The organism is Paenibacillus sp. FSL R5-0744 (genome assembly GCF_037972555.1).
Taxonomy (GTDB): Bacteria; Bacillota; Bacilli; order Paenibacillales; family Paenibacillaceae; genus Paenibacillus_AQ.
In genome coordinates, this window is the sequence record NZ_CP150228.1 from 4,711,634 (window position 1) to 4,731,623 (window position 19,990).

The 19,990-nt window shown below is 45.4% G+C and carries 23 protein-coding genes; 1 reads left to right on the forward strand and 22 read right to left on the reverse strand.

The window, feature by feature from the left end:
* Nucleotides 1-68: 68 nt before the first annotated feature.
* From dinG to MKY19_RS20870, 14 genes are all read right to left on the reverse strand, one after another.
* Nucleotides 69-2,930 carry an ATP-dependent DNA helicase DinG gene (gene dinG / locus MKY19_RS20805; RefSeq protein WP_042190117.1) on the reverse strand — a complete coding sequence of 954 codons (2,862 nt, stop codon included), beginning with the start codon at nt 2,928-2,930 and terminating at the stop codon, nt 69-71.
* A gap of 136 nt (nt 2,931-3,066) precedes the next feature.
* Nucleotides 3,067-3,708: a hypothetical protein gene (locus MKY19_RS20810; RefSeq protein WP_339797401.1), complete on the reverse strand. Its 642-nt coding sequence runs from the start codon at nt 3,706-3,708 to the stop codon at nt 3,067-3,069.
* A gap of 111 nt (nt 3,709-3,819) precedes the next feature.
* Complete coding sequence (gene panD / locus MKY19_RS20815) at nt 3,820-4,203, reverse strand: aspartate 1-decarboxylase (RefSeq protein WP_042129504.1); 384 nt, start codon at nt 4,201-4,203, stop codon at nt 3,820-3,822.
* Nucleotides 4,196-5,086, reverse strand: a complete 891-nt coding sequence (gene panC / locus MKY19_RS20820) for a pantoate--beta-alanine ligase (RefSeq protein WP_076299588.1) — start codon at nt 5,084-5,086, stop codon at nt 4,196-4,198. Before panC ends, panD begins: the two co-directional genes overlap by 8 nt.
* Nucleotide 5,087: 1 nt before the next feature.
* Nucleotides 5,088-5,954, reverse strand: coding sequence for a 3-methyl-2-oxobutanoate hydroxymethyltransferase (panB, locus tag MKY19_RS20825; protein WP_076284579.1), 867 nt, complete (start codon nt 5,952-5,954; stop codon nt 5,088-5,090).
* Nucleotides 5,955-6,289: 335 nt separating this feature from the next.
* Nucleotides 6,290-7,090, reverse strand: a complete 801-nt coding sequence (locus MKY19_RS20830) for a biotin--[acetyl-CoA-carboxylase] ligase (protein WP_339797406.1) — start codon at nt 7,088-7,090, stop codon at nt 6,290-6,292.
* Nucleotides 7,080-7,697, reverse strand: coding sequence for a hypothetical protein (locus tag MKY19_RS20835; protein WP_339804423.1), 618 nt, complete (start codon nt 7,695-7,697; stop codon nt 7,080-7,082). Before MKY19_RS20835 ends, MKY19_RS20830 begins: the two co-directional genes overlap by 11 nt.
* The gene (locus MKY19_RS20840; protein ID WP_339797409.1) at nt 7,598-8,401 is read right to left on the reverse strand and encodes a CCA tRNA nucleotidyltransferase; all 804 of its coding nucleotides are present in this window, start codon (nt 8,399-8,401) and stop codon (nt 7,598-7,600) included. Before MKY19_RS20840 ends, MKY19_RS20835 begins: the two co-directional genes overlap by 100 nt.
* Before the next feature lie 10 nt (nt 8,402-8,411).
* Nucleotides 8,412-9,569 carry an N-acetyl-alpha-D-glucosaminyl L-malate synthase BshA gene (gene bshA / locus MKY19_RS20845; protein ID WP_339242685.1) on the reverse strand — a complete coding sequence of 386 codons (1,158 nt, stop codon included), beginning with the start codon at nt 9,567-9,569 and terminating at the stop codon, nt 8,412-8,414.
* A gap of 20 nt (nt 9,570-9,589) precedes the next feature.
* Nucleotides 9,590-10,300: a bacillithiol biosynthesis deacetylase BshB1 gene (gene bshB1 / locus MKY19_RS20850; protein WP_339797412.1), complete on the reverse strand. Its 711-nt coding sequence runs from the start codon at nt 10,298-10,300 to the stop codon at nt 9,590-9,592.
* Entirely contained in the window at nt 10,297-10,719 is a 423-nt protein-coding gene (locus tag MKY19_RS20855) for a methylglyoxal synthase (protein WP_042129517.1), read from the reverse strand. Before MKY19_RS20855 ends, bshB1 begins: the two co-directional genes overlap by 4 nt.
* Nucleotides 10,720-10,734: 15 nt before the next feature.
* A complete protein-coding gene (gene dapB, locus MKY19_RS20860; RefSeq protein WP_042190132.1) occupies nt 10,735-11,538 on the reverse strand; it encodes a 4-hydroxy-tetrahydrodipicolinate reductase in 804 nt (267 codons plus the stop codon).
* Between the two features lie 33 nt (nt 11,539-11,571).
* Nucleotides 11,572-12,093, reverse strand: a complete 522-nt coding sequence (locus MKY19_RS20865; RefSeq protein ID WP_042190136.1) for a tetratricopeptide repeat protein — start codon at nt 12,091-12,093, stop codon at nt 11,572-11,574.
* Between the two features lie 59 nt (nt 12,094-12,152).
* A complete protein-coding gene (locus tag MKY19_RS20870) occupies nt 12,153-12,482 on the reverse strand; it encodes a nucleotide pyrophosphohydrolase (RefSeq protein WP_036676271.1) in 330 nt (109 codons plus the stop codon).
* Nucleotides 12,483-12,650: 168 nt separating this feature from the next.
* Here MKY19_RS20870 and MKY19_RS20875 point away from each other — a divergent pair, with 168 nt between their 5' ends.
* Nucleotides 12,651-13,520: a YitT family protein gene (locus MKY19_RS20875; RefSeq protein WP_042190138.1), complete on the forward strand. Its 870-nt coding sequence runs from the start codon at nt 12,651-12,653 to the stop codon at nt 13,518-13,520.
* A 140-nt stretch (nt 13,521-13,660) separates the two neighbouring features.
* On the opposite strand, the gene MKY19_RS20880 is transcribed toward MKY19_RS20875, so the two are convergent.
* The 8 genes from MKY19_RS20880 to MKY19_RS20915 form a co-directional block, all read right to left on the reverse strand.
* Nucleotides 13,661-14,560, reverse strand: a complete 900-nt coding sequence (locus tag MKY19_RS20880) for a sporulation protein YpjB (protein ID WP_339797418.1) — start codon at nt 14,558-14,560, stop codon at nt 13,661-13,663.
* 155 nt (nt 14,561-14,715) lie between these two features.
* A complete protein-coding gene (locus MKY19_RS20885) occupies nt 14,716-15,357 on the reverse strand; it encodes a DUF1405 domain-containing protein (RefSeq protein WP_256716306.1) in 642 nt (213 codons plus the stop codon).
* A gap of 93 nt (nt 15,358-15,450) precedes the next feature.
* On the reverse strand, nt 15,451-16,323 hold the full coding sequence (locus MKY19_RS20890; RefSeq protein ID WP_042190142.1) for a menaquinol-cytochrome c reductase cytochrome b/c subunit: 873 nt from the start codon (nt 16,321-16,323) through the stop codon (nt 15,451-15,453).
* Nucleotides 16,324-16,349: 26 nt separating this feature from the next.
* Nucleotides 16,350-17,021: a cytochrome b6 gene (locus tag MKY19_RS20895; RefSeq protein WP_042129529.1), complete on the reverse strand. Its 672-nt coding sequence runs from the start codon at nt 17,019-17,021 to the stop codon at nt 16,350-16,352.
* Between the two features lie 6 nt (nt 17,022-17,027).
* Nucleotides 17,028-17,582 (reverse strand): ubiquinol-cytochrome c reductase iron-sulfur subunit, encoded by a 555-nt coding sequence (locus MKY19_RS20900; RefSeq protein WP_042190144.1) that lies wholly within the window; start codon nt 17,580-17,582, stop codon nt 17,028-17,030.
* Between the two features lie 239 nt (nt 17,583-17,821).
* Nucleotides 17,822-18,241 carry a DUF2487 family protein gene (locus MKY19_RS20905; RefSeq protein ID WP_339797422.1) on the reverse strand — a complete coding sequence of 140 codons (420 nt, stop codon included), beginning with the start codon at nt 18,239-18,241 and terminating at the stop codon, nt 17,822-17,824.
* Nucleotides 18,242-18,444: 203 nt separating this feature from the next.
* Nucleotides 18,445-18,624, reverse strand: a complete 180-nt coding sequence (locus MKY19_RS20910) for an IDEAL domain-containing protein (RefSeq protein ID WP_042129535.1) — start codon at nt 18,622-18,624, stop codon at nt 18,445-18,447.
* A 245-nt stretch (nt 18,625-18,869) separates the two neighbouring features.
* Nucleotides 18,870-19,952 carry a hypothetical protein gene (locus MKY19_RS20915; protein WP_042190148.1) on the reverse strand — a complete coding sequence of 361 codons (1,083 nt, stop codon included), beginning with the start codon at nt 19,950-19,952 and terminating at the stop codon, nt 18,870-18,872.
* Nucleotides 19,953-19,990: the final 38 nt, after the last annotated feature.

The window sequence follows — 19,990 nt, forward strand, 5'->3', positions numbered from 1 at the left end:
CAAGGAAGAGCGGTATTCTTATACCGCCCTTCCTTGTAGAGTGATTAATAAGATCGATGACGTTCTTTTCAAGAAACGCCTCCGTCTTCCAACCACTCCGCTATACGAGGAACCATTTGATCCGTAAGCATATGCTCCATTTTCGGGCCAGGCAACGAATAGAGGAAATACTTCCCATAGTGAGATTCGATCACCCTTGTGTCATACACAATAACAATACCCCGATCTTGCGCTGTCCGTACCAGCCTCCCAAATCCTTGCTTGAAGCGAATAACCGCCTGAGGAACAGACAACTTCATGAACGGATTCTTTTTCTGGGCTTGTAATAACTCAGACTTCGCTTCCGCTAGGGGGTGGTTTGGCGGTTGAAATGGGAGTCTCACGATGGCCAAGCATGTTAATGCTTCACCTGGAATATCTACACCCTCCCAAAAGCTGCTTGTTCCTAACAGTACAGAAGCTGCACTGTCCTGAAAACGGCGGATCAGCTTGCTACGGCTGCCCCCCTCCACGCCTTGACCTAATACCGTGATCTCTTGTGAGGCTAGAGCCTCTTTCAGAGGATCGTAAACCTGGCGTAGCATCTTGTAAGAAGTAAACAGGACAAGCATCCGCCCACGTGTTGTAATAGCTGCTTCTGCTAGTGACTGTACGAGTGTATCGACAAATCGGGCATCGCCTACACTCCCCTTCACACTTGGGAAATCCCGCGGAATAACTAACAGCGCCTGCTCCCGATACTTAAAGGGAGAAGGCAGGAGTGATGTCATCAGACGCCCCTCTTCCGCAGCTTCATTAAGTCCGAGATTATCAATCATAAACTGGAAAGATTTATCCACAGAGAGTGTCGCCGAAGTTAGTACGATACTTTTCTTCTTGTCGAAAAACAGCTCCTTAAGCTGAGTACTAACATCAACAGGAACGGCATACAGCTGTAGCGATTTACTGCGATAATTTCCATTCGCCTCCAGCCAATATACTACATTCTCATCATTTAATCCCATAAAAAACCGTACTTGCTCACGTATAGAAGCTAAATCCTTAAATAAGCCGCTAATATCGGTAACTAGGCTATCTGAGGAAGATTGACCTTCTTGATCTCGCATCTCATTAAGCATTTTATCACCTTTACGGATAATTTCGCTTAATGTCAGATTCATAGTATTCTCTAAAGCAACCAATTCATCCCAATCTTTCGGTTTACGGGTAGGAAGTAGCCGCATGACTAACTGGCCAGCTTCTCCCGCCGCTGCATCGCTGCGTTCCGGCAAGAGGCTGAATAGTTTATCACTAAGCAGATCCCAGGTTTCTTTTACGGTAAGAAGATCCGGATAGATTCTATCGATCACTCCGCTCCATTCAGAAGCTTCCTCACTGCCTGATGACTGAAGCATTTGGCGAAGTGTAGGAAGTTGGCCATTTCGACTATCCTTATAAAGACGCGATAGTGTATGTGCCACCGTGAAATGCTTCATATGCATGCCTAAATGCTTGCCAGCCACGTCCTCCAGATGATGGGCCTCATCTATTACAAGATGTTCATAAGCCGGAAGTAGTTGATGCCCAGCCTTAACATCTGCGAAAAGCTTAGAGTGGTTCGTAATGACCACGTCTGCAATACCAGCTTCATGCTTAGCCCGATGATAATAACACTTACGGAACCAAGGACACGAGCGACCCAGACAAGAATCGGTATCGCTTGCTACCGTCTCCCAAAAATCTCCGCCACGTCCACTTAGATTGAGCTCTTCGTCATCTCCTGATTCACTTTGTGTCAGCCAAACGATCATCTGAGCCGCAGTAAGCGCATCTTCCCTCGGACTTATAAAGTCTTTTTTATTAATTTTATGTTCGAACTTACGAAGACACAAATAATGCCCTCTGCCCTTAAAAATTGCAGCTTTAAATGGAAAAGGAACTACCTGCGTTAACAAAGGAATATCACGCTCACGCAATTGATCCTGCAGATTAATAGTATGAGTGCTGACCATGACTTTTTCATTAGTGCGTACGCTTTGGTATATGGCAGGCAATAAATAACCAAGGGATTTACCGGTTCCTGTCCCTGCTTCGATCAATAGATGCTTGTCTTCGGCAAGTGCCGTCATCACCTCATTGATCATAATATCCTGAGCTTCTCGGCTTTCATACTGTGGCAAAGTTTCTTTAAGTCGTTTCGTTACTTCATCCATATAATCTGTAAAAGATAAATTGTGTAGTGGATTCTCAGCATGCTCGTCTCGAGGTGGAGCTAATTCGTTCCAGTCTCCTACAGCAAGCGCTAATTGACGATAGAAAGTCAGATCACCTTCGGGCTGAAGCGTCTCCGCTTCCCGTTCACGCAGCAGACCATCAAAATACCAACCCAGATCACTATCCTCTTCCGTAAACAGCTCACAGAGTCTCTGAATCGTCAGCAGAGGCAAATCGTAGAGCTCCTCCAGACATTTCAGCAATACAAGAGCAGTTGCGAGTGCATCACTGTCTGCCTGATGCGGACGATCATGCGTCACTCCAAAATGTGCACTAACTGATCCTAGTTGATAGGATGTGAGGGAAGGAAAGCAGATTTTCAGAAAATCAATCGTATCTAAAATCCGCCCTTGAAATGGTAAATACCCACATCGGTCTAAAGCATTTTGCAAAAAATGGAAGTCGAATGCGACATTATGCCCTACAAGCACAACATCATCCAAGAGTGGGACAAGCTCCATCATCATCTCATCCAGCTCAGGTGCATCCTTTACATCATCGTCGGTAATCCCCGTTAGACCAGTTATAAAAGGAGGTATCGGCGTTCCGGGCTTGACGTAGGAACCATATACCCGGGAGATGGACCGGTCTTCTTCTATAATTGCAAGGCCAACCTGGATAATTTCACCCACGGATTGGGTTCCCGTTGTTTCAAAATCAAGCACGGCAAATTTCATTATAATTCTATTCCCTTTCAATTGAGACTCTTAATCAGCATAACAGAAGTTGCGAAAAAAGGCGATGCACACCACTGGTTCAGGGGATGCATCGCTTGAATGAAAATGCGGAATAATAAACCGTAAACGTAATAATTTACAATAATGAAACAAGCTGATTTCCGAAATGAAGCTTACCTCCTCGGCGGCGGCAAACCTCCAAATTAACGGTTGGTTCAGGAAGTGCCGGGTCAAGTTGCAAAGAAAGGCCAAACAGCTCCTGCGCTTCGTTGAACCGTTCTTGAGAGGCCCTGATGCAACCTAAAGCGTTATAAACCATTGCCTTCAGCTTGGTTTCCCGTATCAAACCGAGCATATGGTTCAGATGGCTCCAAGCAGCTTCCCCCTCCCCTTCCTGCAGGTAAGAGATGGCTAAATATAATCGAGCAGCCAAGCTATCCGGATATTGCACAATAACTTCCTTAAACTGTTCAATACATTTCCCATACATCAGCAGCTTATAATACCCTTGACCTCTAACAAAAGTATCCATACACAGCTCGGGTGCTTCCTGCTCTGGCACATCCTCTTCAACCACAGTCGTAAAATCTACACTTTCACGAAAGTGACTTAGCTTCTCAGCAAAGGCCAGCCATTCATCCATCACTTTATCACTAAGTCGATGCAGCATATTATAATTGCATAAAAGCTCATTCCGGCGGGCACCCTCCGCTGTAGGGTAATCTGTAACGATCTCCTGAAGCACCTTGTTCATTTCAGCAAACAAATGTTGAAACATGGGCTATCCCCCCTTACTGAAGATGAAATCAGTTCAGCTTGCCTGACTTCATTTTCTGCGAGAACGGGGTCTTTCATCCCTGCCATTCATTACATGGCGTAAGTCCATAATTTAAGCGATTGTAGCATGCAATTCATGATCAGCCAGCTTCACTGGTCTGTTGTTCTCATCCACGAATACCACCGTTGGTTTATGCGACTCCAGTTCTTCCGAAGACAGCATCGCATACGAAATAATAATTACTGTATCTCCCGGTTGAACAAGACGTGCAGCTGCACCATTTAGGCAGATCACACCACTGCCGCGAGGCCCTGGAATAACATAGGTTTCTAACCGTGAACCATTATTGTTGTCCACGATCTGCACTTTTTCATTCTCAAGAATATCTGCCGCTTCCATTAAGTTCTCATCAATGGTAATACTTCCCACATAATTCAAATTGGCTTCTGTCACCGTCGCGCGGTGAATTTTGGATTTCATCATATGTCTAAACAAGAGCGGCAACCTCCTTTGGAATAAATACATTATTGTCAATTAATCGTGTTCTGCCAAACTTCACGGCAAGCGCTATAATAATCTCCCCATTTACATCCGTTAATAAAACTTCGTTCTCTAAGCCTTCCAGATTAGGGAAAGTCAGTATTTCCGCATAATCAATGACCGCCAAAGGAGAGTTGGAAATAACCGAGGTCAACAATTCCCGCACTTCAGCAACGGTTGTTACTTTTCCTTCTTCAATGGACTGACGTGCTTCACGCAAGGAACGAGATAACACCAGTGCTTGAGAACGTTCCTCTGGAGATAAGAATACGTTACGCGAGCTAAGTGCAAGTCCATCTCCTTCACGAACGATAGGGCAAGGTACAATTTCAACATTCATATTCAAATCAGATACCATTCTGCGGAGCACAGCTACTTGCTGAGCATCCTTTAGCCCGAAGAAAGCATAATCTGGCTGCACGATATTGAATAGTTTATTAACAACTGTTGTTACGCCATTAAAATGCCCTGGACGCGAAGCCCCACAAAGTCGAGTGGTAAGCTCTGATACCGAGACAGTAGTCCGGGTAGGCTGCGGATACATTTCTTCCACACTGGGGATAAATACAATATCGACACCTTCGCGTTCCGCAAGCTCCAAATCACGCTCTTCATCGCGCGGATAGGAATCATAATCCTCATTCGGTCCGAACTGCAGCGGGTTCACAAATATGCTCATAACGACCGTGTTGCTCATTTCTCCTGCCCGCCGAAGCAGACTGGCATGTCCTTCATGCAGGTATCCCATGGTTGGAACAAACCCAATCGGGGTATGCCCACCTTGTCTCATATATTCCAAAGCTTCGCGCAGTTGCTTAATGCTTCTGACGACTCTCATCTTATTCCCCATCCTTTCCGGCACCGCCGTATAAAGATTCCAGAACGGTTTCATCTGCTTTAAAAACATGACCTTCATCTGGGTACGAGCGATTCTTCACTTCTTGCACATATTGGCTGATACCCTCACGAATCAGGCTACCCACATCCGCGTAGGTTTTGACAAAACGTTTCTCACGGTAGGGTGAGGCATAACGCAACAAATCATGGAAAACCAATACCTGTCCATCACAATAACGACCTGCACCAATCCCAATGGTCGGAATGCTCAGTGCCTCAGAAATTGCTTGTGCTACTTCTTCTGTTACCAGCTCCAGTACCACTGCAAAAGCACCTGCTGCTTCAAGGGCCTTAGCTTCATCCATCAGACGTTTTGCATCTTTGGCGTCCTTACCTTGAATGCGGTAGCCGCCAATCATATTTACCGATTGTGGTGTAAGTCCAATATGCCCCAGCACAGGAACTCCCGCAGCTACAACTGCAGTAACTGTCTCGCAAATTTCGAGACCGCCTTCCATTTTGACGGCATGAGCCCGCCCTTCCTGCATCAGTCTGCGCACACCCCGCAAGGTTTCATCTATACTTCCGTGGTAGGTCATAAATGGCATATCTGCCACAATGAATGTTTTTTGTGCGCCCCGAGTTACCGAACGAGTGTGGTAGACCATATCGTCAATCGTAACAGGTAAAGTTGTATCATATCCAAGTACCACATTTCCCAGGGAGTCACCCACCAGAATAAGATCGATACCGGCTTCTTCAGCAAGTAGAGCCGATGGGTAATCATAAGCAGTCAGCATGCTTAACCGCTCACCATCTGCTTTCATTTTTTTCATTTTCACAATATTAAGTGCTTGTTTGTTTGCCATTTCTCTCTTCGTCCTCCTTTTTGAAATTACATCCCCGTAAAAATCGCAACAAAAAAACCTTTTAGCAACGATTTGCTAAAAAGGTCCGAAGGGCAAAAAAGAGTCACTCGCGATCGTCCCTTCTGTCTCGGTCCTTACGGCTCAGAGCAGAATCCAACGTAACCGTCTAACGCAGTTATGAAGGTGATTCCAATAATAAAACCATTATAAGTACATCAGATCAAGAGTACAGTTCGCAAAACGATACCGCCTCTGCCCCATAGTATAACAAAAAGGACTCGGAAATACACGAAAAAAATATGACAGGGGATGACACCCTGTCATATAAAAAAGATTTATAAAAGCTCGATTTCACCTGAGCATACGCTAGAAATCTCTCCTGCGCTGTTTTTAAGGATTAGTCCACCTAACTCATCCAAACCTACCACAAAACTTTCAGAGCGTCCCTGAGGGCTATTCAGAGCGATTTGGCGACCCAAAGTAACTGACATCGACTCCCACAGCTCTTTGATAGGTTTGAACCCTTGTTCCATGTAAAGATTGAAATGCAGCTCTAACTCATTCAATACAGCTCTTACCAGCTCCGAACGGTCAATAGGGACACCGCCCCGCTGAATCCGAAGAGAAGTCGCTACTTCCTTCAGGTGATCAGGATAATCGTCTTCAGTCAAGTTGGCAGAAATTCCAATCCCGGCGATGCAATAATGAAGCTCTCCTTCTCTTAGCGAAGACTCGAGCAAAATTCCACATATTTTTCGACCGCCCGCAAGCAAATCATTTGGCCATTTAATCCCGGCGTCTACTCCGGTTACTCGGCGAATTGCCTTACAGACAGCAACCCCAGCAAGCAGTGTTAACTGAGGAGTCTGTAACAAAGGTAACTTCGGACGCAATACAATACTCATCCAAATGCCTTTGCCACGAGGAGAAAACCATTTTCTACCCATTCGCCCTCTAGCACCGGTCTGTTCTTCAGCGATTACGGTTGTTCCTTCTGGCGCACCGTTTTCCGCCAATCGTTTGGCTTCCTCCTGAGTAGATACGACAGACTCCAGGAGCTGAACTCTGTCTAGCCAATTCGAATCAGAAGCTTTCTGCTTCAACCCGGTTAGCGACAGCGCTTTTTCATAGCTCATGTCCATCCATCCTTTTTACTTCAAGCAGCAATTCTTGTTTATTGTTAAGAAGATCTCCCGAAGCAGTCGCCTGCAGAAGTGCACTCAGCATATTGCCAAGCCAAGGTCCTGGACGTTTCTCAAGCGCTTCCGCTAAATCATTGCCTGTAACAGCAAGCTCCGAGAGACTCTTCAGTGGCATTTGCACGATCCACTCTCTTGCAGGCACCGTGGTGACAGCGGGCGAGATTTCCGTGTCCGCTGGCTGATTCGCAGCGGAAAGGGCAGCTGCTGGCAGGATCGCTAGCAGCGAGAGCCACCCTTCGGCGGCTTCCACGCCGAAGGTCAGCACGGCGGCGATCCAGCGCCGCCGCAATAGATCCGTGCCGCCCGGTTCCCCCGGCGGCACAGCCTCCAGGGCAGCGGTCCAAGCTTCGCGGACCCGCAGCACCTGGACGACGCTGGTACGCGTCGTCCCAGAGAACGTCCATGCCCGCAGCAGCTCATCGGCCTCCTGGGCCGACTGCTTCAGGGCATGGAGGAGAAGCGCCCACCGCAGGTGGCGCTCTCCAGTTCCCCTATCCCGGCCGTTAAGGCGGCAACAGCTGCCAGATCGGTTCCGGTCCAGGGGAACGGGGCTTTGCCGCGCGCGAGCAGCTCACAGCGCGCTAGCATAGCAAGGCCGCGCCGAGGATGCGGCCCCTCTACAATGCGGTCCAGCTCCGCGCGGACACGCTCCACAGCAATATGCGCCAGCTTATCTCGCTGGCGCAGTAGCCCCCTCCACGTATTCTTAGCGATGGAGAAATCTAACACCGATGCGAAACGAACGCAGCGAAGCATGCGAAGCGCATCCTCATCGAACCGTTCCTCAGCATCACCCACACAGCGTATCACACGGAGAGCTAGATCCTTCTCGCCTCCGAAGGGATCAATCAAATCCCCGTCCAGCCCGCAGCATATCGCGTTAATCGTAAAATCACGACGACGAAGATCTTCCTTCACATCACTAACAAATTCAACATGGTCCGGACGACGATGATCGACATAGCCGCTTTCAGTTCGGTATGTCGTCACCTCAAATCCATGCCCATCCTGAAGCACAGTAACCGTCCCATGTGCTAGTCCTGTCGGAATACTGCGTGCGAAAATGGCTATCACTTCCTCCGGCACTGCTGAAGTTGTAATATCCATATCATGCACTGGCCTACCCAATAGCTCATCGCGAATGCAGCCTCCAACCCAAAAAGCCTCATGGCCGTTTTGGGTTAGCTCAGAAATTACATTTTCCGCCGCAAGAGCCATAGCAGATGGCGCCATTTTCCATTTCATTACGAACTCCTTACCCCCTGACTGTATCCAGTCTAGGTACCTTGCGCCCGAGCACACGGTAATATATATCCTCATACTGACTTGTAATCGAATCCTTACAGAAATCTTTGCAGGCCGTTTCCAGACAAGCTTGTCTGAACTGCTCCACCATGCGATCATCCGATAGGAGTTTGATTGCATATTTCGCCATAGTTTCTGTATCACCAATTGGAGCAATGAATCCTGTCTTGCCATGTTCTATGAGCTCCGGAATGCCTCCGGTTTGAGAACCTATAGTCGGAACACCACAGGCCATCGCTTCCAGGGCGACCAGACCAAAGCTTTCCTTCTCAGAAGGTAACAGAAGAAGATCAGCCAACGAAATAACTTGAGCAATCTCATCCTGTCTTCCTAAGAAGCGGACTTTATCATCAAGACCCATTTCACTGATCTTAGCTTGAATCTTAGGAAGATCTGGCCCTTCGCCAACAAGCAGCAGACGTGAAGGGATTTCACGATTCACTTTAGCAAAGATATCGACAACATCGCTTACCCTTTTAACTGGGCGGAAGTTACTGATGTGCATCAAGATCTTCTCCTCAGGAGAAGCAAAATCTTCTCGCAGATTCGATACATCCCGTGGATAATAGACACGATGATCAACGAAGTTATAAGTGAGGTCGATCTGGCGCGTAATATCCAGCACTTCTCGTGTTTCTCTAATGAGATCCTTCGATACGGCTGTTACGGCATCACTTTCATTAATTCCAAGACGGATTAGATCTTTTAGCGATTCATCCTGTCCAAGTACCGTAATATCAGTGCCATGCAAAGTCGTTACAACTTTTATATCATTACCAAGCATCTGCTTAGCAAGGAAAGCACAAACAGCATGCGGAACGGCGTAATGAACATGCAACAGATCTAAATTCTGCATTTTGGCAACCTGAGCCATCTTCGTAGCAAGTGCTAAATCATAAGGAGGATATTTAAATACATAATAATCATTAACCTCTACCTCATGATAAAATATATTTTTCTGGAATTTCCCTAACCGAAACGGAATGCTGTGTGTAATAAAATGAACTTCATGTCCCTTCTCGGCCAAGAGTTTTCCTAATTCAGTCGCTACTACGCCTGAGCCGCCAAGAGACGGATAACAAGTGATGCCTATTTTCAAACGATCCATATTCCGTCCCCTTCTATACCTTATATAGTTTGATCCCCTGCAGTAAACAGATCTACTGCATAGGGAACTTTTGTTGCAAATCCTTCCGCATAGGGAATAAGTCTCCGCTGTCCAAGCAACATGTCTCTGGAACGAACACGTTCAATATAACCTTCCGTTAGCGGTGTGGATACAGCATCGGCACCGAGCGGCTTGGTGAACTGGGAGCGATAGCAGGACAACGCCTGCTCCTTCAGCCCATATTGTTTAGTAACATCTACAATAAGATCCGTACGTCCTAAATCATTTATAAAATAAAAAAACAGCTGTGGAGCCGGAACTGCCGGCTTGTCCGGCATATATTTACGTAGTTTAGCATTAAAAACAGCCTCTTCTACTAGCTTACTGCACGCAATATGATCCGGATGACGATCTTCCCAATAAGGAGCAAAAACAATCGCAGGAGCAAACCGGCGAATTTCGGCTGTCACAGCGGCCACATGCTCTTCTGTTATAAACAGCCCTCTGTCAGATAAACCCAAATTCGTCCGCACAGACACGCCAAGCAGATCAGCAGCTTGCTGTGCCTCTTCCTTGCGTAGCTCTACAGTACCGTTCGAGGACATTTCCGCAGCTGTTAAATCGCACAGACCTACTTTTAGTCCTGCAGCGGTATGCTTCACAATCGTACCTGCCATTCCGATCTCCGCATCATCCGCATGAGCCCCAAATACAAGAATGTCCAGCTTCATTCATCAACACCTGGTTTGTATTTATGGACGAGTTCACGCCAAGCAAAGTCACCGCGATCAATCGCCTTCACAAGCACCTCAGCTGTTGCGATATTCGTTGCTACAGGGATACCATATACGTCACATAGACGAAGTAAAGCTGTAATATCTGGTTCATGTGGCTGTGCCATTAATGGGTCGCGCAAAAAAATAATAAGATCCAATTCATCTTGGGCTACCATTGCCCCAATTTGCTGATCTCCACCCAATGGTCCTGACATATAGCGATGAATCTTCAAGCTAGTCACATCCATGATCCGTTGGCCAGTAGTCCCCGTAGAAAATAGTTCATGACCTACAAATACATGCTCATAGGCTAATACAAAATTTACGATTTCATCTTTTTTACGATCATGTGCAATAAATGCGATCTTTAACATGGTGTTCTCCCCTGTCTATTCTATAAAGTGCTCAAATCCATAGATCAAGCCAGTATATCCCATAACCTTTTGAATACCCATCTTAACGCCTGGCATATAGCCTGCTCGCTCATAAGAATCATGCCGGATTTTTAAGGATTGTCCGAACCCACCAAAAATCACTTCTTCTTGGGCAAACACACCAGGAAGACGGACACTATGTATCCGGAATCCATTATAGTAACCCCCACGCGCACCCTCAATCGTTTCTTCTTCTTTAGGGTTTCCTTGACGAAGCTCTTCCCGTACTTCTGAAATCATCTCTGCTGTTTTGACTGCAGTCCCGGATGGAGCATCCAGTTTTTGGTCACCATGATACTCGATAATCTCCAGATGCGGAAAGTATTTTGAAGCTTGAGCCGCAAATCTCATCAACAGAATAGCCCCTATAGAGAAGTTTGGAGCAATAAGTCCACCTATCCCCTGGTCTTGACACTGCTTGTCCAGTTCCACAATTTGCTCCGGTGTGAATCCGGTTGTACCGATAACCGGACGCACTCCATATTTAATGGCTAGCACTGTATTCATATACGCGGATTGTGGTGTAGTGAAATCGACCACAACATCTCCGTTGCTTCCCGCGAGGGCAGCCTCAAGATCTGAAGTTACAATAACTCCTGAGTCTTCGAGACCTACTAGACGGCCTGCATCGATATCCATCGTTGAACGATCTACCGCAGCCGCTAGCTCCAACTCTTCGTCCTGCAGCACAAGTTTAACAACCTCTTTACCCATTCTCCCGCCTGCTCCGGATACGATAACTCTGATCTTGTTGCTCATATCTTTTCATCCTCGCTTTCACTAGTTATATAGTTACTGCATATACGATTGTATGGATTTCTGAAGGTCTACCATTAATTCTCGCAAGCCAGAATCATCCGGATGTAAAGAAATCACTTCTTTCAAGGCGGCCATAGCCTGCATATGTTCATTCACCCGACTATGTGCGATGGCAAGCCATACATAAGCATCCCCATATAATGGATCAAGGGTGATGGCCTCTTTGAGTAGCGTAATCGGATGATACGGGTTACGAGTTTTGTTATCTTCATCTTCTATCAACCGCTTAGCTTCCTGTACATGCATCATAGCTTGAAGATGCTGTAGATGTAGACTATACTCAGGTTTGCTGCCATCTAACTTCATAGCCGCCTGAGCATGAACTAAAGCTTTATCTAGCATACCACTGCGGGCATACGTTATGGAACAACGATATCTGACTTCAGCATCAGCCGGACTTGCTGCAATCGCGGCTTCAAAGCATACAATAGCTTCTGCAAAGTCACTACGCAATATAGAGCGATAGGCTTCTCTTACATAATCCCTTTGATCCATATCCTCACCATCCTCACGGCTAAATCCCGTTCGTTTGGTACAGCATATGTTATAGAGGCCTAATCGGTGTCTTTTGGTGTCCAACGACCAGCGTCTCGGGTATTAAACTTATGCATGACCTTATTATGTGCTTCAGTCAGATCAATCCCTAGAGAATTTGCAAAACAAACAGTAATAAACAAAATATCTCCCAGTTCAAGCTCTATAGAATTCTCTGCTTCGTCAGACTTCTTCGGCTTCTCACCGAATTCATGATTGACTTCCCGCGCCAACTCTCCGACTTCCTCGGACATGCGGGCTAACATAGACAGCGGACTGAAGTACCCTTCTTTAAATTGCGATATATAAGCGTCTACTTCACGCTGAATGTCACCAAGACTTTTGTCCATAAAATGTATCTTTGCCCCCTCTGTATATCTTGCCTTCTGTTTGCCCCTATGTTATCGTAAAGACGTTTTGAAGACAAATCTTTTTTGAATATTTTAACACCCGCAAGAAAAGGTATACTTATTATAGGAAAAGAAAAACTGCCTAAACAAGGCCTAACGAGGGATTCCATGAATTCAAACAAGGTAATTTCAATCAGCAAAACAGTTGCCCCTATCATGCTCGGAACCGCAGTATATGCATTCGGACTACTGTATTTCATCATTCCCAGTCAATTAATGGAAGGCGGCGTAACGGGAATCACACTGCTGCTTAATTATGCCTTTGACATTCCAATCTTTTTAACAACACTGCTAATCAATCTCCCATTGTTTCTGCTCGGTTGGAAAGTCCTAGGCGGCCGCCAAATTGTATACACAGGGGTAGGAATCGGATCTTTGTCCCTTTTCTTGTGGATCTTCGAAAGATTGATCTCTGCTGGATGGATTGTCCCTTTCAGTACCGAACATGACTTTATTCTTGCTGCACTATACGCAGGGGTAACCCTTGGAACCGGGCTTGGGATTGTGTTCCGTTTTGGTGGCACTACAGGTGGCGTAGACATTGTGGCAAGAATTCTGGGACGGAATTTCGGCTGGAGTATGGGGCAGATTATTCTGGCCATCGACATTTTCATTATCGGCTCTTCCATCTTCTATATTCCCAAAGAAAAAATTCTATACACACTCGTTGCAGTGTTCATCGCATCGCGTGTCATCGATTTTATCCAGGAAGGCGCTTATGCCGCCAAAGCATTTACAATCATTAGTGATGAGGCACCCCAAATTGCTGATCTAATAACTGCTGAACTAGAACGAGGTGTAACACTCATCCCTGCAATCGGTGCGTATTCTAAGCAAGCCAAACATATGGTGTACTGTGTAGTTTCAAGGCAGGAAATTCGCCGTCTTAGTTTACTGGTCAAATCGATTGATCCGCACGCGTTCGTAATTATTAGCGATGTACACGACGTACAAGGCGAGGGATTCAGAGAAACATAAAATATCCCCACAAAGTGGGGCCTTGCTTCGATACGTACTCAGGTACTTTGCGGAAGCCCCAAATATATAAGTTTTGATTCGTTAAAAAAGGAGCGGGGGACTCTTCCCCGCTCCTTTTGGTTATTTATATAACCATTCCACTAAATTGGTTTGAAGTTCTGATTCTCTCCTCGGTACTTACGATAACCCGCATATGCTAATACAGCGATAATAAACCCTGCGGCTAGTCCTCCCCAAATCCCAAATTCTTGTGAGGCCAGGGGTACTGACAAAGCCGGCTCATCCTTCTCTTTTCCGAACATTACCCGCACAGTATCCTGACCATAAGACACAATTTCAAGCAACCGGGCCCGTTCGATTTTTCGTGAGGAAGAAGGAATGCCTGCGGCATATGAGAGCCAAGAATCAAATGCATTTACAACTTCAGGTTTCCGAGAGACGATCACCGCTGGCCGGATATTTTCATACCTTCCCTGTAGCCTCTCTACAGCCGTTTTCCATCCCGTCAGATCATTTGTAGCACCACTTTGCTCCATCGCATTTAAATCCTCGCGAATTAGCTTATAATACTGAAGCCAAATGGGTTGTCCGGGTTGATTCAGACTGTTGGCAGCTAATCGTAACCTGGTAGCTGTAGCCTCCAATTGCTGCTGAGATACTTTTGCACTTGCCACAGCAGCCTTCAGGTCCATAATGACCCCTGACAACGCATTAATGCCCTCTACAGAGGTCATTCCTTCAAAAGAAGAGGACACTATGATCCTAGAGATCTCTTCGGTCTCTTGTCGGACCTTCATCACATCCCCTTCCAAGACATACCCATACAACGCCTCAGCGGCTTGTTCTAGCTGCTGTGCTCCAGTCTTTCCGCTCATCACTGTCAAACCGTTGCCCGAACTAACGTCGGCGCTTTGCTTCGAAACCTTGCCAGAACCTTCACCAGCATTCCCTTGCGCTGCTGAAGCTTTTTCAACATTCATGCTGGTCAGTAACCAGCAAAACACTAGAATAACCAACACATAATATCTCCCTCGGAGCATGAGACATCCCCCTCCTACCTAAGAAGAAACGACGTTGTCGTCTTTATTAGACGATATTCGTTTCTCGTAAAATTATAAGGATAAAGTATAGTATAAAACTTATACTTCTTATAATTCTAAATGTATGGCAGGCGGACAAGGGTTAGAACTGCTTACTAGAACCTGTTCTTAAACTGATAGATAGAGTCTACTGGTCTTTGTCTACTACTAAACAACCAAGCAACAATTACACTAAACACCGTAAGCGCCATCGTGAAATATTGCACCTGTGTGACATCATCATTTAGTACAGAAGGTAACCATGGGTATATTCCATAGGAATAGTCCAGCATATCGTTAGCAAGGGTCCAGAACAGCGCTAGCGGAATCATTTTGCGGAAAGAAAAGAATCGTGCATAGATCAAAGCTTCTACCGCCATCCCCAAATGAGAGATCACCAGCATCCAGTCTTTCCAAACTAGAATATCTCCTTGATAACCTCCAGCAAAAATCATACTTACTGCCCAAATCCCATACTTCACAGACGTCACAACCGCTAACGCCTCAATAAGCTCCCTTACATTGTTTCCCGTATAGCTTTTTGGAGGAAAAAGCATTAGCAACAGCGCCAAGGTAAAGAACAGGCTCGCGGTTGGACTATCTGGAACAAACGGGAGCAACCAAAGCGGAAAGTTAGCCGCCGTGAACTCCAATTGATTGCCATACCATATGTAGCCATAAATGGTACCGAGAAGATTCACAATAAATAACAACCAAATGATTCCTCGGTGCTTAAACAGTTTATCAAGAACGGACATACAGATCATTAACCTCCCAAGTAGTGGAAACTTTACATTTAGACATACAAAAACCTGACCGCAGTTTCGATCAGGTTTTGCGTTATTTTTATTTTACTGTTCGCTTTTTTGTTTGGCAAGCCAGTCTGCCAAGGCATCAATGTCTTGATCCGAAAGCCCCGCTCCCAGAGCAATATCATACATCTTCGGCATCTGTCCTTGACCCTCTTTTATAATAGTAAGGATTGCTTCTTTATCATGGGTGTCCCCAACGCCGCGAAGTGAAGGCCCGCCTGCCCCTTTCAAATCCGCCGCATGACAAGAGATGCAAGTAGCTTGCTTAAACAGCCCCATAGCCGGATCATCCTTATCTACAATCGCTACTTCCTTTGCCTTAACTGCACTCGAGGTTGGAAGCCCCTTCGCCCTATTCTCTGCCGCCTTCTCTTCCCGTTGAACATCTTCAGGAATTTGACCAGTTTCAGCCATTTCATGTTTGTATTCCGTCCAAGCGGTATTTGTTAAGTACACAATCGCCGCTAGCGATAAGAACATCAAAGATGAAGCGATCGGTCTACGATAGAAGCGACGTTCTCTGCCCGTGTCAAGAAATGGTGCTAAAAGAAGTGAACCAAACGCTACACCGGTTACACCTAATGTACCCAGAACGATATAATCACCTGAAGCATAAGGAAGCTTCAAATACTGATAGAGAAACAAGAAATACCAGTCAGGAATTGGGATAACCGTAGCACTCGCATTCGCTGGAAACCCTAGCGGCGCTGGCTCTGAAATAGTAAGCACTAATATTCCTACAAGTACAACGACGCCAACCATCCATTCTTTCAGTAGAAAGTTAGGGATAAAGGCTTCCGATTTACCAGGATAGGCTGAATAGTCTGGAGGTGTGATAAATCCATTGCCTTTACGAACTCTGGTATCACCGACATATACAACCTTTTCCTTAGAATTGTTTCCATGTGCCATCCGTATTCCTCCTCTCTCAGATTAACTTACAACGGTCCAGAAATCCCTTGTCTGCGGATCATAATAAAGTGTCCTACGAGCAGACTAAGAAGCACCGCTGGGAGGAAGAATACATGAAGTGCGAAGAACCGAGTCAACGTTTCTGCACCAACAATCGTACCGCCTTGCATAAGTTCTTTCAATACGGGTCCCATCACTGGAACAGAGTTAGCAATTTCGAGTGTTACTTTAGTCGCGAAGTAAGCTTTATTATCCCAAGGCAATAAGTAACCCGTTAAACCAAGCCCCAACATTACGAAGAAGATGAGCATTCCAACTACCCAGTTCATCTCACGCGGAGCTTTATAAGAGCCTGTAAAGAAGACGCGCATCGTATGAAGGAACATCATAACAATGACAAGACTGGCACCCCAGTGATGCATTCCGCGAACAATTTGTCCAAAGGCAACACTAGATTGTAAATACTCAACACTTGCATAAGCATTGATAATATCTGGAACATAATACATCGTTAAGAACATACCCGATAAGATCTGAATCACTGTAATAAAAAAGGTCAGTCCGCCAAAACAATACACAAACGCAGAGAAGTGATGGGCCGGGTTAACATGCTCAGGAACCTCGTGGTCGGCCACGTCTCTCCAAATTGGCGTAACATCCAAACGTTCGTCAATCCAGTTATAGACATTTTTAAACATTAGAACCTACGCCTCCTCACTAGCTACTGTATTAGGCACAATATCACCCAAAAGAACCCACCCGTTATCAAATTTCGTTTTATACTGGTCAAGCGGTTTTGGAGCTACTTCGAGATTTTTGCCGAGTTTGGTATAACGCGCACCGTGGCAAGGACAGTGATACTCGTCCGGATGTGCCTTATCATTGTTCCACCCAACCGTACATCCTAAATGTTTACAAATGGGTGAAAGCGCATAAATATCACCCTTTGCGTCTTTACGGATCCACGCAGTCAGCGTCGCTGTGCTGTCGTACCATCCGTCTTTCTGTTTCAATTCAAACGTAAACTCTTGGGGCTCTTCGGTGATTTTGCTAATTTCAGCAACCTTTATAAAATCACCTGCACCCTTCTTATGTAATATTGGGTCCACGACAAAACGGACCATTGGGAGAATTGTACCTGCCCCCATAAAAGCAGTAGCGCCACCTAGCGTGTAGGTCAAAAATTGCCTGCGCGACATCTCTTTACGGCTGGGTGGTTGTTCAGGCCAAATATCCTGTTGATCATTATGGCTGCTCATACTGTTATATAACCCCCTTCTCAAGATATAAGAAAGTATCTAAGGTGTCCGATCAGAGATGCCTTACTATAAATAATCCGTTTTCAAATCTTTTCAATGAAATACATCACATACCATTTCGATTCAACCTAATAATAGCTTAGGCACTAAAACCCGTCAAGAATATTGTCTAATTTGTGACAGGCCAAAAAGTGATTTTCACTTACAATTGTTGATTTTCTGTCACATTTAAAAGAGACTCACCGTCCCCACATCTTTTGAATTTTCATCCCAATATCACTATTAATCTTACCTTCCAGAGAGCCCTCAATGATAGGCAGAGAGAGTACTAAATCGCTTTCAAAAATTTCTTGTTCCTGAAGTGCTATATCTGCTGTTAACACCACGGCATACTGGAAACCACTGGATTTGACTTTTCGGCAAACCTCATTAATTAGATCGACATATCCTTCCCCTCCATACTGAATCGCCGGGTAAGTTACAATCCGTCCCTTAAACGGTATTTCCACCAAATCCATAAAATCACGTAATCTTTCTAATGCTTGAACCGTCTCAGGGGGACTCTCGGACCCACTTAATCCTGTAAAAGGTATGAGACATGTATCATAGAACTTTCGATTTTCTTCCCACTGTTCAACTTCAAAATCACTGAATTTCATTAATGTCATCTCCCTATTTGCGATCCTTCTTCGCATCCACTTTTCACAAATTTGCCCGATGTTATAAATCCCATTATATTGAAAGAGGAAGACAAACGTCTAGATTTAGATTTCCCCCGTCTTCCTTCACCTCTAATTGATACAGAAAGTGAGTTGAACAGGTACCTATTTAATAAAAAAAGAAATGCGCTAAGCGCATTTCTTTATGCCAAACTTTTAAGTTCTTCTGTAAGATTTCGAAAAGCCAATTTATCTCCTGTAGCCAGCGCCGTGTCAATCTCACGGTGCAAGATGTCGGAGCGACGCTTTCGCAGCGCTTCATCCCACACCATTTCTGCCGCAAGTCCTAGCATCACTTCGTACGTAGCCTTCATTTTGTCCATTCGATACACCTCCGCTGTTTAAGAGATCCTTATTGCTTTAATATTTTGATATCCATCAAGATGATTTTGTTTTCGGTTTCAAAAGTGACGGCACCTACTAAATCATATTCAACAATCCTGTCTACGTTCTACATATTTACCCATTCTGATCAATACTTCATCTATTGTTCCTATCAACAACCAAAGCGAAGTCCTCATCTACGTATGTAATCCCCATAAGCATTTGCTTGTATGCCTTCATACTACTATAGATGTTTAGGCACGGCTATCTCCATCCCCCACGGCGTCATCATCACAGTGAGACCAGCAGTAGTCTCCCCTAATTTAAGCATCCCAAGGTGCACCATCATCCGAATAATTCGTTGCTCCAGAATAGAGGCAGCATTGTCATAATAGAACGGTTTAATTAACCACCCAATACCATCCACTAATGAAGGTACACTCACCCAATTCCCAGCACTAATGCTTACCCAATACACAAGTGAAGGCAGGTTTGGTACAGCCCCCTTATATAGTTTTAACCAAAAAGAGAATATCTGCATCAACGAGTCACATTTTCCGTCGGCTAACACTGCCTCTCCTGTCGCCGTAAGCCTTAGCCGAAAACCTTCTTCAGTGATCCAGCGGCGATGACGAACATAATCATACAGAAGCGCTAATCTAGGCGGATAATGCTCACATGCCCTACCATAACCAAATCTCCAGCCGCCTTTGCTAAGAAGATCCTCCGGAATATGAAGTGCATTCATCACTCCTTGCTGATACCGCCTATACATTGCCCCTTCCTGATTAAGCTCTGGCTCATTTTCCTTGATATATCTCAGAAGCATAACCAGATCACTTAATAACAATTCTCCTTCATTACGATACATGGCTGGTTCAGAGCTAACCGCAACCTTATCCTTGATATGTGCGCTCATCGTCTCACGAAAGCGCTCTTTCAAGTCTTTAGGCACTTGGAACAAGTATCTGGTTTGCTGGGAGGAACCGCTAAAGAGCCAGCCTCCGCTTTTGAAACGAGAAACCATTTCTCGGAAGCCTCCGGTCTTTCCTTCTGGAGCATCAAAAGAAGCCTGTCTAGCTACAGCCAACAAATCTTCCAGACTAAAGTAGCTGCGTTCATCAAAAAGTAATGTATTCAGAAACCGTAGATCCTCCGGAGCACATTCCCGGATATGAGACTCCATAAAACTTCTGCTTCCAAGCATAATCAAAATACTCTGGATCAAGTCATGTTTGGAATTCTGCTTGCATTCACACCGGTAGCGTCCCGCTATGGCGGTCAGCTGTCCAATATCTGCATAAGTGAGCATATCCGCCAGATTCATGTTTTATCGCCTCACCGTTTTACTACCATTATGGGAAA